The organism is Amycolatopsis sp. NPDC003861, from assembly GCF_053605405.1.
In genome coordinates this window covers 1-12,063 of record NZ_JBSGJD010000279.1, presented here as the reverse complement: position 1 = coordinate 12,063, position 12,063 = coordinate 1, and the positions used below count along the sequence as shown (strand labels likewise).

The window sequence follows — 12,063 nt, the reverse complement described above, 5'->3', positions numbered from 1 at the left end:
AAACATTTTGTCACTGTATTTCAGCGTTGTGATATCCCTAGGGGGGGGGGGGGGGGGGGGCGGGCCCCCCCCCCGGGCGCACCACCCGGCTTCAGGCTCCGGCGGCGACCAGTTCTTCGGTCCTGCGGAACGCCGCGGGGGAGAGCTGGAACCAGACGAGGACCGCGCTGACGGCCTGGATGCCGGCACCCAGCACCCAGACCGCACGCAGGCCGAAGTGCGCCGCGACCAGACCGCCGGCCAGGGCGCCGAGCGGGGTCAGGCCCCAGGCGAGCGCCCGGTGACTGGTGAGCACCCGGCCCAGCAGTGGCGCCGGCGTGAAGCGCTGGCGGCTGGACTGCGAGCAGACGTTCCAGATCAGCACGGTCGCCGTCAGCGAGATCAGCACGACGCCGACCAGCGGCGGCCACGGCGGGACGACGGCGATCAGCAGCGTCACCACGGCACCGAAGCTCTGTGAGAACCGCATCGACCACGAGTAGCCGAGCCGGTCCACCACCTTCTGCACCACGAACGACGACGCGACCCACCCGACGGCGAGACAGGCGAGCAGCAGGCCGTAGCCGACCGGGCCGACGTGCAGGACCTGCGTCGCGTAGAGCACGAACATCGAGTTGCCGGCGCTCGCGGCGAACGAGCCGAGGGCGACGTTGATCGTGATCGACCGCAGCAGCGGCGTGCGCACCAGGTGCCGCAGCCCGCCGGAGAGGTCCCGCAGCGGGTGCGTCGTCGCGGCCACCACGGACTCGGACGGGATCCGGCGGGCCAGCAGCACGGCCAGGAGCGCACAGCCGGCGGCCAGCCACGAAGGCGCCCCGGCGGCGACGGCGATCAGGAACCCGGTCAGCGGCGGCACGACGAACCGCACGACGCCCTGGTCGATCACCGTGAGCCGCGCGTTGGCGTGGGCGAGCCGCTCGGGGCCGACGACATCGGGGACGAGCGCACCGCTGGCGCCATCCCCGAGCACGCGCGCCGAGGTGATGACGAAGGCGACGACCAGCAGCACGGGCAGGCTGAGCACCCCGGCGGAGACGACGGCGGCGAGCACCACGGCGGCCCCGGTCAGGACGGCGTAGGCCCAGGCCAGCACGGTGGTCCGCCGCACCCGGTCGATGAGGACCCCGGCGAACAGGGACAGCAGCAGCCACGGCGCTTCCCCGACGACGTTGATCAGCGAGACCTCGCGCGGATCGGTGGTGACGGAAACCGCCAGGAGGGGAATGGCGGCCAGCAGAAGGCCTTCGGCGGACGAACCGGACACCGCAACGGCCTGCAGCCGCACCCACCTGGACGCCATGAGCCCGAGCTTGCCGAACGAAGTCGTGAACACCAACCGATTTAGCGGCGGATGACGGGCAGAAGTTCGCGAAGCGACCGAAAGCCGGTCGACCCGACGATCCAGGTGGCGCGCATCAACCGCCGCCGAACGCTGATCACCGCCCGCGCCACGGTCATCGCCGGGGTGTTCGCGGACTACAAGGTGGGCAACGACCAGGGGGCCGCCGACGCCCCGGCCCGGACCGTGACCGTCACCACCACCGCGCCCGGACCTCCGACGGGACGGTCGGCTGGATCGGGTGCAACGACGTGCGGGAGTCCAACGACCACCCCGGTTACCTCGTCCTCGACTTCCGGCTGTTCAGCGCGGCCGGAGCCGTCAGCGGCGCACCCGGGTCGATTCGCGGACGACCAGCTCCGGGGTGAAGACCACGGCCTGCCGTTCCGGTTTCGTGTCCGATGTCTCCGCCAGCAGCAGTTCGGCGGCCGTGCGGCCGAGGCGGCGGGCCGGCTGGCGGACCGACGTCAGGGGGACTGCCGCGGCGCCCGCGAACTCGATGTCGTCGTAGCCGATGATCGCCATCTCGTCCGGGACGCGCACGCCCGCGCCGACCATCGCCTGGAGGACGCCCAGGGCGAGGAGGTCGTTCGCGCAGAAGACCGCCGTCGGCCGCGGGCTCGTGCCGAGCAGGCGGGCACCGGCGTCGCGGCCGGAAGGGACGTCGAGGCCGATCGCCTCCAGCACGGTCAGTTCCGCGCCCGAGCCGGCCAGAGCGGTGCGCAGGCCCTGCTCGCGGTCGCGGCACTGGGTGAGGATGCCCGGCCCGTTGACGAACGCGATCCGCCGGTGCCCGGTCTCCAGCAGGTGGCGCCCGCCGAGCGCGCCGCCGGCGACGTCGTCGACCGACACCGAGCTCGCCTCCGACGCCGGGGCCTTGCGGTCCACGAAGACGTACGGCGTGCCGGTGCGCCGGAAGGTCCGCAGCGCCTCGCCGGACGTCGCCACCGGGCTCAGCAGCACCCCGCGCACCCGCTGCTCGGCGAACATCGCCAGGTAGGACGCTTCCAGTTCGGACCGCTGCCCGCTGTTGCAGGTGATGATGTTGAGACCCTCGGCGTGCGCGGCCTGCTCGGCCCCGCGAGCGACGTCGACGAAGAAGGGGTTGCCGAGATCGAGCACGAGCAGCCCCATGACGCGGCTGCGCCCGGCCCGCAGCTGCCGCGCGGACTCGTCGCGCACGTACCCGAGCTCTTCGATCACCGAAAGCACGCGGCTGCGCGTGGCGGCCGCGACGACGTGCGGCCGGTTGACCACATTGGACACCGTGCCGATGGAGACGCCCGCGCGCTTGGCGACGTCCTTGATGCCGACCACCGGACCCCCTCGTTAAGACGTGCGAGCCTACCATGTTCTGAAACGTTTCAGGAGCCGATTACCGACGTTGGTCGGATGATCGCGCCGCTAGGCTCGGGCCGGGTGTGCCTGCCACGGGGAGGAGTCCGGGTGCGGATCTTCACGATCGTCCTGTCACTGGTGCTGACGTGGGTGTTGTCCGGGGCGGTCGCCTCGGCTGCGCCCATTGTGGAAGGCGATACCGACAATCCCGTGACCGCCGCGCCGGGGGTCACCCGGCCCGGTACGCCGCACTGCACCGTCACGCTCGCCGACGGCTTCCGCTCGAACGCCGCCGACGGCAGCCCGCAGTACTACGAAGGCACCCTCGCCCCGCCCAAGGCCTGCCCCGGGCCGTGGGCGAAGGTCGTCATGGACCAGACCGTCACCGTCAGCGGACGGCAGTACGACCGGATCGGCGACCTGCGGATCGGCGGCACCGAAGTCTGGTGGGGGACGACCGAGGAGCCCAGCGGCGAGGGCCGCCGCGCGATCACCTACCACTTCGACAAGGACCTGACGCCGTACTCCGCGCTGCTGCGAACCCCGCAGCCCTTCCACGGCGGCGTCGAGAACTACACCTCGCCGATCTACACCGGCGTCTACGCCCAGACCGTGACGCTCACCTACTACCAGGCCGATCCCCGGCACCCCGCGCCCGAGACACCCGCCCACGTCACCGGGTTCGGGCACGCCGACGCGACGCCCGCCGCCCCCACCGTGCACTTCACCGCCCAGGGCCTGCCGCGCAACATCACCCGCGCCTACCTCGAGGTCACGCTCGAAGGCCACGCCTGCGACGAGCAGTGGTTCGACGACGTCCCCGACGCCGTGGCCGCGAAGTACCCGGCGGCCGGCCTCTGCGGGAAGGGGCCGTACCGCGAGGCGAACTTCGCGATCGACGGGATCGCCGCCGGGAGCGCGTTCACCTTCCCGCACATCTACTCCGGCGGGATCGTGCCGCAGCTGTGGCGGCCGGTCGTCGCGATCGACACCTTCAGCCTGCACGCCGAGACCTACGACATCACGCCGTTCGCGGGGCGTTTCGTCGACGGCGGTACCCATGACCTCTCGTTCTCCTTCCCGGACATCGGCGGCGAATTCACCGTCGTCCCGACGCTACTGCTCTACACCGACAAAAACGCGACGCAGACGTCCGGCACCGTCACGCAGCACGACGTCGCGGCCACGCCGGCCCGGCAGACGACGGTCAAGGACATCGCCGGCGGCGTGAACGTCACGGTCACCGCGAAACGCCACGACGTCACGGCCGGCTACGTCGACACCTCCGCCGGTCGCGTCTATACCCGCGTCGAGCGCACCCGCGACTACCGCAACAGCGACGACGTCACCGGCGGCGGCTTCACCCAGCACGTCGTGCAGGCCGACTCGGGGCAGCAGACGTCGGTGTCCACAGTGGACGGCCGCGTCCGCTCGGCGGCCCGGCACACCTGGTCCTACCCGCTGACCACGGACGCGACCGCGAACATCACCGACGACCAGAACCTGCGGATCTCCGGCTCGGTGGACATGACGAAGATCCTCGGCGACGCCACCGGCGACGGCCGGAGCTGGCGCCCGGTGCGCGCGTCGCGGGAGTGGCTGGCGTCATCCGGGGTGCTGGCCCGCACGAACGGCGTGAACACCGAGGCCGACGGCCGCTCCAAGACGCTCTTCACCGGTACGGACGACCTCGGGCGGCCGTACCTGCACTACGTCGCGAGCGAGCACGGGCTGATCACCGAGAACCGGGAACTGCCACCGCACTGACTAGGCTGCCGCCATGGCTTCCGGTCAGGTCTCGGTCTGGGTACCGATCGTCGTGGGCATCATCGGCCTGGTCGGGGTCGTCACGGGCCAGTTGATCAACAGCCGCCGGGAAGACCGGCGGTGGGAGCGGGAAGCCGCGCGAGAGGAACTGCGGCACCGGCGAGAGGTCGAACGCCTGGCCGCCGAGCGCGCCCACGCGATCACGCTGCACTGGTCGCAGGAGCGCAAGGACGCCTACGCCGGTCTGCTCAAGGAGACCGGCGAGTACCTGAGCGCGCTGCTCGTGTGTATGGAGGCAGTGGCGCGTGGCGAAACGCCCAGTGAGTCCTTGAAACTCATGGGCGAGCATGCTCACGCGGCCGCGTCCTTCCACGCGGCGGTCGACATCCTCGCCTCGCCCCGCATCCGCGCGCTGGCCGACGATCTCGTGCAGGCCGCGGTCGGCGCGCGGATCACCGTCAGCTCCTCCACGGGCATGGACGTCCGCTCCCGGGAGGTGGCTCTGCGCGAAGCCGAGCGCGCCAGGGACGCGTTCCTGGCGGAAGTCCGCGCGGAACTCGGCGTCGACACCCCGGCCGGATAGGGTCCGGCCCGTGACCGAACCCGCCTTCGTGACCGAGACCCGGATCGCCTACGACACCGTCGCCGACTCCTACGCCGAGCAATTGCGGGACCTGCTCGACGAGAGCCCGTGGGACCGGGCGATGCTGACCACCTTCGCCGAGCTGGTCGGGAAGAGCGGCCCGGTCGGGGATCTCGGCTGCGGCCCGGGCCGGCTGACCGGGTACCTGGCCTCGCTCGGGCTGGACGTGTTCGGCGTCGACCTCTCGCCCGGCATGGTCGAGGTGGCCCGGCGGACGCACCCGGGGCTGCGGTTCGAGGTCGGTTCGCTGGCCGCCCTCGACCTCGGCGACGGCCAGCTGGCCGGGGCGGTGGCGTGGTACTCGCTGATCCACACCCCGCCGGCCGAGCTGCCGCCGGTGGTGGCGGAGCTGGCGCGGGTGCTGGCGCCCGGCGGCCGGCTGCTGACCGGGTTCCAGGTCGGCGACGAGCGCCGGCACATCACGCACGGCTACGGCCACGACGTCTCCTTCGACGCCTACCGGTTGCCGCCGGACCACGTGGCCGAGCTGTGCGTCGCCGCCGGGCTGGTCGTCGAAGCGCGGTTGGTCCGGGAGCCGCACGGTCCGTACGAGAAGACGCCGCAGGCGTACCTGCTGGCCCGCAAGCCGGCGTGAACCCCGTCTCGCTTCCCGTCACCCGATCGGGCTAGTACGGTACTGTCGGTCCCATGGGGAGTCTCCGCTCACGGGTCCTGGGCTGGGTCGGCCGGCGCTACCTCGCCCGGCAGTCGAAAAAGGGCTTCGACCTCGAAAAGATGTCGTCGATCCTGCCCGATTCGGCGCTGCTGCCGCTGAAGCGGGACGGCCTCGACCCGGTCCCCGCGATGGCCGCGCAGCGCGGCGAGGCGCCGATCGGCAAGCTCGACCTGCCGTTCGGGATGAACGCCTGGCTCGTCACCGGCTACGACGAGGCGAAGGCCGTCCTCGGAAAGGCCACCGGGTTCTCCAGCGACTTCGGCAACCTCGTCGGCAACGCCGGCGTGACCGCCGACCAGAACCCGGGCGGCCTCGGCTTCGCGGACCCGCCGGTGCACACACGGCTGCGCAAGCTGCTGACGCCGGAGTTCACCATGCGCCGGCTCGGCCGGCTGGCCCCGCGCATCGACGAGATCGTCGCCGAGCAGCTCGACGCGATGGCCGCGGCCGACGGCCCGGTCGACCTGTGGCAGGCGTTCGCGCTGCCGATCCCGTCGCTGACCATCTGCGAGCTGCTCGGGGTGTCCTATGAGGACCGTGAGGACTTCCAGCGGCTGAGCACCGCCCGGTTCGACCTCTTCGGCGGCGCGGGCGCCTCGCTCGGCGCGATGTCGGAGTCGCTGACGTACTTGCTCGACATCGTCAAAAAGCAGCGCGAACAGCCCGGGGACGGCCTGCTCGGCATGCTGATCAAGGAACACGGCGACGAGATCGACGACCGTGAGCTGGCCGGCCTGGCCGACGGCGTGCTCACCGGCGGCCTGGAGACCACGGCGAGCATGCTGGCGCTCGGCGCGCTGGTGCTGCTGCGCGACGAGAAGGCGATGGACGCCGTCCGCGGCGACGACGAGTCCGTGCACCGCTTCGTCGAGGAGCTGCTGCGCTACCTGACCGTGGTCCAGATGGCGTTCCCCCGGTTCGCCAAGGAGGACATGGAAATCGGCGGCGTGCACATCGCCGAGGGCGACATCGTGCTGGTGTCGCTGTCGGCGGCCGACCGCGACCCGAAGCTGGGCGCGGACATGGAGACGTTCGACGCGACCCGCGAGCCGACGTCGCATCTGGCGTTCAGCTACGGCATCCACCGCTGCATCGGCGCGGAGCTGGCCCGGATGGAACTGCGCACGGCCTACCCGGCGCTCGTCCGCCGCTTCCCGAACCTGCGGCTCGCGGTGCCGGAGGAGCGGCTGTCGTTCCGCAAGGTGTCCATTGTGTACGGTCTGGACGAGCTGCCGGTGCTGGTGGACTGACGCTCAGCGGACCCCGCGCGGCCGGAACTGGATGCTGATCCGCGGCCCGGCCGCCCGGGTCGTCTTCGGCACCGCGTGTTCCCACGTGCGCTGGCACGAGCCGCCCATGACGATCAGGTCGCCGTGGCCGAGGGCGTACCGGCGGAGGTCACCGCCGCCGCGGGGGCGCAGGGCGAGCTGGCGGGCGGTGCCCACCGAGAGGATCGCGACCATGGTGTCCTCGGTGCTGCCGCGGCCGATCGTGTCGCCGTGCCACGCGACGCTGTCCCGGCCGTCGCGGTAGTAGCAGAGCCCGGCGGTGCGGAACGGCTCGCCGAGTTCGCCGGCGTAGTGCTCGCTCAGCGCGGCGCGGGCTTCGGCCAGCACGGGTTGGGGGAGCGGCTCCGACTCGCCGTAGAAGCACAGCAGCCGGGGAACGTCGACGACCCGGTCGTACATCTTCCGCCGCTCCGCCTGCCACGGGACGCCGGTGGCGAGGCCGGCGAACACCTCGTCGGCGCCGGCGAGCCAGCCCGGCTGCACGTCGACCCACGCACCGGAGCCGAGTTCGGTCCGGCGGGGGGCCAGGGGGTGCAACGTGACAGGGCCGGACTCGCCGAACAGCGATGCCTGCAGGGCCGGGGTCGTCATGGGTCCGACCGTACACGATGTTCGAACAAATGTTCTACGTGAAACATCGGCCGGACCCGGCGGCGCTCAGTGCGTGACGTCGAAGACCATCTTCTGGATGCCGTTGCCGTAGGCCTCGCTCTCGACGAGCTTCAGGTTCTGCTTGTCCTTGTCGGTCTCGCTGAACAGCCGCTTGCCGGCGCCGAGCAGGACCGGGAAGACCAGCAGGTGGTAACGGTCGATCAGGCCCGCGTCGGCCAGGCCGCGGTTGAGGGTGGCGCTGCCGTTGACGATGATCGGGCCGCCGTCGGTCTCCTTCAAGGCCGCGACCTCGTCCAGGGAACGCAGGATCGTCGTCTCGCCCCAGTTGTCCACCAGGTCCGCCTCGGTGAGGGTGGTCGACACGACGTACTTCGGCATCGCGTTGTAGCCGGCGAACTCGACGGTCATGCCCGGCCAGACCGGCGCGAACGCCTCGTAGCTGACCCGGCCCATCATCAGCGCGGTGGCTTCCTCCTGCTCACTGCCCTTCATCGCGTAGGCGGCCGGGTCGAACTCGATGTCCTTGAACGTCCAGCCCGCGTTGCGGTAGCCCGGCTCCCCGCCGGGAGCCTCGACGACGCCGTCGAGCGAAACGAAGGAGGTGGAGATCAGGGTGCGCATGCGGTGCTCCTCGGAAGGTGGTCGATCTTGCTTCTGCAAGTCTGTCGAACGGGGCAAGCCGGATTCGACACCGCGTCCGGAGAAAACTTCCGACGCACCGCGCGGCCGGAAGTGGGTCTTGCCCGCCGTCGCGCGGGCTCGTACAGTCACTGGCACGCCGGATAAAGGTCTGGACCTTTTGCCGAGCCACCGCCGCCTCGAGTGACACAGGAGGTTGACGGTGCGCAGACTTCACGGTGCGGGCGTGCTCGCGGCGGCGGCGCTGGGGCTCACCCTGCTCACCCCGGTGGCGGACGCCCAGGTCGGGACCGGTCCGTGGACCGCGGACTCGCCGGGCTACTCCGAACAGGAACGCGGGTGCGGGCAGATCTCCGGGCTGACGTTCCGGCTCACCTGCTCGACCGCCGGCGGCGACCAGCGCGCGGAACGCCGCTACACCACCTACACCGGCGGCACCCACCAGTTCGAGGGCTCCTTCAAGATCACCAGCATGTCCGGCTCCCGGATCAGCCTCAAGCAGACGTTCCGGGACGGCTCGAACGCCGGGCCGTACTTCCTGCTGGCCGTCGAGAAGGGCGGCCGGATGTACGCGGTGGAAGGCGGCGCGACGCTCGGCAGCGGGGCGACCGTCGGCACGTCGGTGCGGGTCAACACGATCAACCAGGTCGGCAGCTCGCACAAGGTGTACCTCAACGGCTCGCTGAAGCAGACGATCTCGAGCCCGGCCGGCAGCTACTACGACAAGTTCGGCAGCTACCGCACGGGCAGCGGCGCCGGGCCGATCACGGTCCAGTGGAGCGGCGTCAAGTTCTGGCACAAGTGACGTCTCCGGCGGCGTCCCCGGGTCACGCCGGGGGCGCCGCCCAGGCTTCGGGGTCGTCCCAGGCGGACAGCCGCCGCCGGCTGGTGAACCGGCGGTGCGCGCCGGTCAGGGGGTCGTCGAAGTCGAGCACCTTGGCCAGCAGCTGCAGCGGTTTCGTGAAGTCGCCCAGGGGTTTCTCGCGCAGCACCGGGTAGAAGTCGTCGCCGAGGATCGGGACGCCGAGGCCGCTCAGGTGCACGCGCAGCTGGTGCGTCCGGCCGGTCGACGGGACCAGCCGGTACCGGCCCCGGCCGGAGCGGTGTTCGAGCAGCTCGACGTACGTCTCGGCGTTCGGCTCGCCCGGCACCTCCCGGGCGGCCAGGACCCCGCGGTCCTTGACGATCCGGCTGCGGACGGTGCGGGGGAGGGCCAGGGCCGGGTCGTACGGCGCGATCGCCTCGTACTCCTTGTGCACCCGGCGGTCGCGGAACAGCGTCTGGTACTTGCCGCGCAGCTCGGGCGTGATCACGAACATCACCAGCCCCGCCGTGACGCGATCCAGCCGGTGGGCGGGGGACAGGTGCGGCAGCCCGAGGTCGCGGCGCAGCCGCACCAGCGCCGTCTCCAGGATGTGCTGCCCGCGCGGGATCGTCGCCAGGAAGTGCGGCTTGTCGACGACCAGCAGGTGCTCGTCGCGGTGCACGACGTCGATCGCGAAGGGCACCGGCACCTCGTCGGGGAGGTCCCGGTGGAACCAGATGAACGAGCCCGGCGCGTACGGCGTGTCGATGCCGAGCGGCCCGTCGGTGCCGTGGATGCGCTCTTCGCGCAGCATCTGCTCGATGCGGTCGGGCGCGACGCGCGGCAGCCGGTCGACGAGGTGCGCCAGCAGGGTCGGCCACTCGCCGTCGGGCAGTTTCAGCCGGGCGGGGTCCAGCCCGTGGCGGGGCGGGATCGGCGGGCGGAGCTTGCGTCTCATCGCCCCCGACTGTAACTAACCCTCGGACGGCGTCCGGTAGCGCGCGAGGTAGCGGGCGGTCACCTCGGCGTTCTTCGCTTCGGCGGCCTCGGCGCGGAGGCGGCGCCCGGTGTTGTGCGGGAAGCCCTGCCGGCCGAGCCGGTGCTCGACGCTCTCCTCCATGTACGCGCACGAATAGAAGTACGCGACCAGGGCGGCCATCAGGACCAGCGAGAGCCGTAGCCAGATCGACCCGGGCAGGAGCAGCCACACGGCGCACAGCGGCGCGATGCCGATCGACCGCTGGAGCACGAACCGGGCCCGCCAGTGCTTCGACGTCGCGTCGTGCAACGCCCAGTCGTTGTAGCGCTCGGGGAGCCGCACGCCCACGGCGTAGCCGAACCAGCGAAGCACACTCGGTCGTTCCATGAGTCTGATAGTACCCTAATGCTTAGGGCGCTAATCATTAGCGCGATCGACGACACAGTAGGATCGGGGCCATGATCGACCTGGGTGAGGACCCCCTGAAGCTGGACCGGCAGGTGTGCTTCGCGCTGTCGGTGGCTTCGCGCAGCGTGATCGCCATCTACCGGCCGCTGCTCGAGCCGTACGGCCTGACCCATCCGCAGTACCTGGTGATGCTCGCGCTGTGGGAGCGGTCGCCGCGCTCGGTGAAGGACCTCGGTGCGGCGCTGCGGCACGAACCCGCAACGCTGTCGCCGCTGCTCAAACGGCTGGAGGCGCTCGGGTACGTCACGCGCACCCGCAATCGTTCGGACGAGCGGCAGCTGACGGTCGAGCTGACCGAGACAGGCCGGGCGCTCCGGGCCGAGGCGGAGAAGATCCCGTACAAGGTGGTCGAGACGCTCGGGATGGACGTCGCCGAGCTGGAAGCCCTGCACGCCGCGCTGACCCGCGTCATCGACGCGACCGCCTGAGGAATTCCCGGCCGCCCGGCGCGTTGCTCCCGGAGAGCCTTCCGGGAGGAATCTTGCTGAAGATCAGGCTGGGTGTCGCCCCCGCGGCCGGGACCGGGCCGGCGGAGTTCGCCGGACTGGCGGCCCGGCTGGAGGACGCGGGCGTCGATTCGCTGTGGCTGTCGGAGCTGGTCTACTCGCCCGAGGTCGACCCGATGATCGGCATGGCGCACGCGCTGGCGCGGACGTCGAAGCTGAAGGTCGGCACCGGGGTCGCGATCCTGCCGGGCCGGCACCCGGTGCTGGTCGCCAAGCAGCTGCTCACGCTCGCCGGGCTCGCGCCCAAGCGGGTACTGCCGGTGTTCGGCCTCCGGCCGGCCCGCGCGGCCGAAGCCGGCCTGTTCCCGGTGCCGCCGGGCCGCCGCGCCGCGGTGTTCGACGAATCGCTCGTCCTCCTGCGCCGGCTGCTGGAAGACGACGAGGTTTCCTTCGACAGCGAGTTCTTCCAGGTCGACGGCGTCCGCCTCGGCCCGAAACCGGCGAAGCGACTCGACGTCTGGCTGGGCGGATCGGCCCCGGCGGCGCTGCGCCGCACGGGCCGCCTCGCGGACGGCTGGCTCGGCAGTTTCCACACACCCGCCCAGGCGCGTGATGCCCGGATCGCGATCCAGCGGGCGGCGGCGGAGGCCGGACGCGAGATCGAGGAGGACCACTTCGGGCTCAGCCTGGCCGTCGCGGACCGGGGCATCCCGGACGAACTCGGGGCGGTGGCGGCCCGCCGCAGCCCCGGCGTCCCGCTGACGGACCTGGTGGCGACGAGCTGGCCGGAAGCCCGCCGGCTGGTGGAGCAGCACATCGAGGCCGGGCTGTCGAAGTTCGTGATCCGGCCCGCACACGCCGATTTCGACGGGTTCCTGGAGAAGTTCCAGGCGGAACTGGTGCCGCTGCAGAACTAGACGAGTAAGTCCTAAGGCCGGGTGGTGTCTGGAGACAGGCGAAGGGTGTTCAAGATCAGTTTGTGACGACCGACCTGAACACCCTTCTCACCGCACTCTACGTCAAGATCGACGACCATCTGGGCAGGCCCGCCCGGACCGGACG

The 12,063-nt window shown here is 71.2% G+C and carries 13 protein-coding genes; 7 read left to right on the top strand and 6 right to left on the bottom strand.

Annotation, left to right across the window (positions count from 1 at the left end; translation table 11 throughout):
* Positions 1 to 91: 91 nt before the first annotated feature.
* Positions 92 to 1,300 (bottom strand): MFS transporter, encoded by a 1,209-nt coding sequence (locus tag ACWEVN_RS41255; RefSeq protein WP_452054914.1) that lies wholly within the window; start codon positions 1,298 to 1,300, stop codon positions 92 to 94.
* A gap of 360 nt (positions 1,301 to 1,660) precedes the next feature.
* On the bottom strand, positions 1,661 to 2,656 hold the full coding sequence (locus ACWEVN_RS41250) for a LacI family DNA-binding transcriptional regulator (protein WP_452054913.1): 996 nt from the start codon (positions 2,654 to 2,656) through the stop codon (positions 1,661 to 1,663).
* A gap of 129 nt (positions 2,657 to 2,785) precedes the next feature.
* Between ACWEVN_RS41250 and ACWEVN_RS41245 the strand changes: the two genes are divergently transcribed.
* The 4 genes from ACWEVN_RS41245 to ACWEVN_RS41230 are packed head-to-tail and all read left to right on the top strand — an operon-like array spanning position 2,786 to position 7,013.
* The gene (locus ACWEVN_RS41245; RefSeq protein WP_452054912.1) at positions 2,786 to 4,444 is read left to right on the top strand and encodes a peptide-N4-asparagine amidase; all 1,659 of its coding nucleotides are present in this window, start codon (positions 2,786 to 2,788) and stop codon (positions 4,442 to 4,444) included.
* A 13-nt stretch (positions 4,445 to 4,457) separates the two neighbouring features.
* Positions 4,458 to 5,027: a hypothetical protein gene (locus ACWEVN_RS41240; RefSeq protein WP_452054911.1), complete on the top strand. Its 570-nt coding sequence runs from the start codon at positions 4,458 to 4,460 to the stop codon at positions 5,025 to 5,027.
* Between the two features lie 10 nt (positions 5,028 to 5,037).
* Positions 5,038 to 5,682, top strand: coding sequence for a class I SAM-dependent DNA methyltransferase (locus ACWEVN_RS41235; RefSeq protein ID WP_452054910.1), 645 nt, complete (start codon positions 5,038 to 5,040; stop codon positions 5,680 to 5,682).
* A gap of 53 nt (positions 5,683 to 5,735) precedes the next feature.
* Complete coding sequence (locus tag ACWEVN_RS41230; protein WP_449685228.1) at positions 5,736 to 7,013, top strand: cytochrome P450; 1,278 nt, start codon at positions 5,736 to 5,738, stop codon at positions 7,011 to 7,013.
* A gap of 3 nt (positions 7,014 to 7,016) precedes the next feature.
* On the opposite strand, the gene ACWEVN_RS41225 is transcribed toward ACWEVN_RS41230, so the two are convergent.
* Positions 7,017 to 7,643 (bottom strand): alpha-ketoglutarate-dependent dioxygenase AlkB, encoded by a 627-nt coding sequence (locus ACWEVN_RS41225; RefSeq protein WP_452054909.1) that lies wholly within the window; start codon positions 7,641 to 7,643, stop codon positions 7,017 to 7,019.
* A 66-nt stretch (positions 7,644 to 7,709) separates the two neighbouring features.
* Positions 7,710 to 8,285 carry a dihydrofolate reductase family protein gene (locus ACWEVN_RS41220; RefSeq protein WP_452054908.1) on the bottom strand — a complete coding sequence of 192 codons (576 nt, stop codon included), beginning with the start codon at positions 8,283 to 8,285 and terminating at the stop codon, positions 7,710 to 7,712.
* A gap of 244 nt (positions 8,286 to 8,529) precedes the next feature.
* Here ACWEVN_RS41220 and ACWEVN_RS41215 point away from each other — a divergent pair, with 244 nt between their 5' ends.
* On the top strand, positions 8,530 to 9,108 hold the full coding sequence (locus tag ACWEVN_RS41215; RefSeq protein WP_452054915.1) for a hypothetical protein: 579 nt from the start codon (positions 8,530 to 8,532) through the stop codon (positions 9,106 to 9,108).
* 22 nt (positions 9,109 to 9,130) lie between these two features.
* On the opposite strand, the gene ACWEVN_RS41210 is transcribed toward ACWEVN_RS41215, so the two are convergent.
* Positions 9,131 to 10,066: an RluA family pseudouridine synthase gene (locus ACWEVN_RS41210; protein WP_449685231.1), complete on the bottom strand. Its 936-nt coding sequence runs from the start codon at positions 10,064 to 10,066 to the stop codon at positions 9,131 to 9,133.
* Between the two features lie 15 nt (positions 10,067 to 10,081).
* Positions 10,082 to 10,459 (bottom strand): DUF5313 domain-containing protein, encoded by a 378-nt coding sequence (locus tag ACWEVN_RS41205; RefSeq protein WP_449685236.1) that lies wholly within the window; start codon positions 10,457 to 10,459, stop codon positions 10,082 to 10,084.
* Between the two features lie 86 nt (positions 10,460 to 10,545).
* Between ACWEVN_RS41205 and ACWEVN_RS41200 the strand changes: the two genes are divergently transcribed.
* Both ACWEVN_RS41200 and ACWEVN_RS41195 read left to right on the top strand, forming a co-directional pair.
* Positions 10,546 to 10,983 carry a MarR family winged helix-turn-helix transcriptional regulator gene (locus tag ACWEVN_RS41200; protein ID WP_452054907.1) on the top strand — a complete coding sequence of 146 codons (438 nt, stop codon included), beginning with the start codon at positions 10,546 to 10,548 and terminating at the stop codon, positions 10,981 to 10,983.
* A gap of 53 nt (positions 10,984 to 11,036) precedes the next feature.
* Complete coding sequence (locus tag ACWEVN_RS41195) at positions 11,037 to 11,918, top strand: TIGR03854 family LLM class F420-dependent oxidoreductase (protein ID WP_452054906.1); 882 nt, start codon at positions 11,037 to 11,039, stop codon at positions 11,916 to 11,918.
* Positions 11,919 to 12,063: the final 145 nt, after the last annotated feature.

What these genes read in the sequence shown, in the direction of transcription:
- ACWEVN_RS41255 (WP_452054914.1), bottom strand. Translation starts at nt 1,300, where the DNA reads ATGGCGTCCAGGTGGGTGCGGCTGCAGGCCGTTGCGGTGTCCGGTTCG.
- ACWEVN_RS41220 (WP_452054908.1), bottom strand. Translation starts at nt 8,285, where the DNA reads ATGCGCACCCTGATCTCCACCTCCTTCGTTTCGCTCGACGGCGTCGTC.
- ACWEVN_RS41225 (WP_452054909.1), bottom strand. Translation starts at nt 7,643, where the DNA reads ATGACGACCCCGGCCCTGCAGGCATCGCTGTTCGGCGAGTCCGGCCCT.
- ACWEVN_RS41230 (WP_449685228.1), top strand. Translation starts at nt 5,736, where the DNA reads ATGGGGAGTCTCCGCTCACGGGTCCTGGGCTGGGTCGGCCGGCGCTAC.
- ACWEVN_RS41200 (WP_452054907.1), top strand. Translation starts at nt 10,546, where the DNA reads ATGATCGACCTGGGTGAGGACCCCCTGAAGCTGGACCGGCAGGTGTGC.
- ACWEVN_RS41240 (WP_452054911.1), top strand. Translation starts at nt 4,458, where the DNA reads ATGGCTTCCGGTCAGGTCTCGGTCTGGGTACCGATCGTCGTGGGCATC.
- ACWEVN_RS41210 (WP_449685231.1), bottom strand. Translation starts at nt 10,066, where the DNA reads ATGAGACGCAAGCTCCGCCCGCCGATCCCGCCCCGCCACGGGCTGGAC.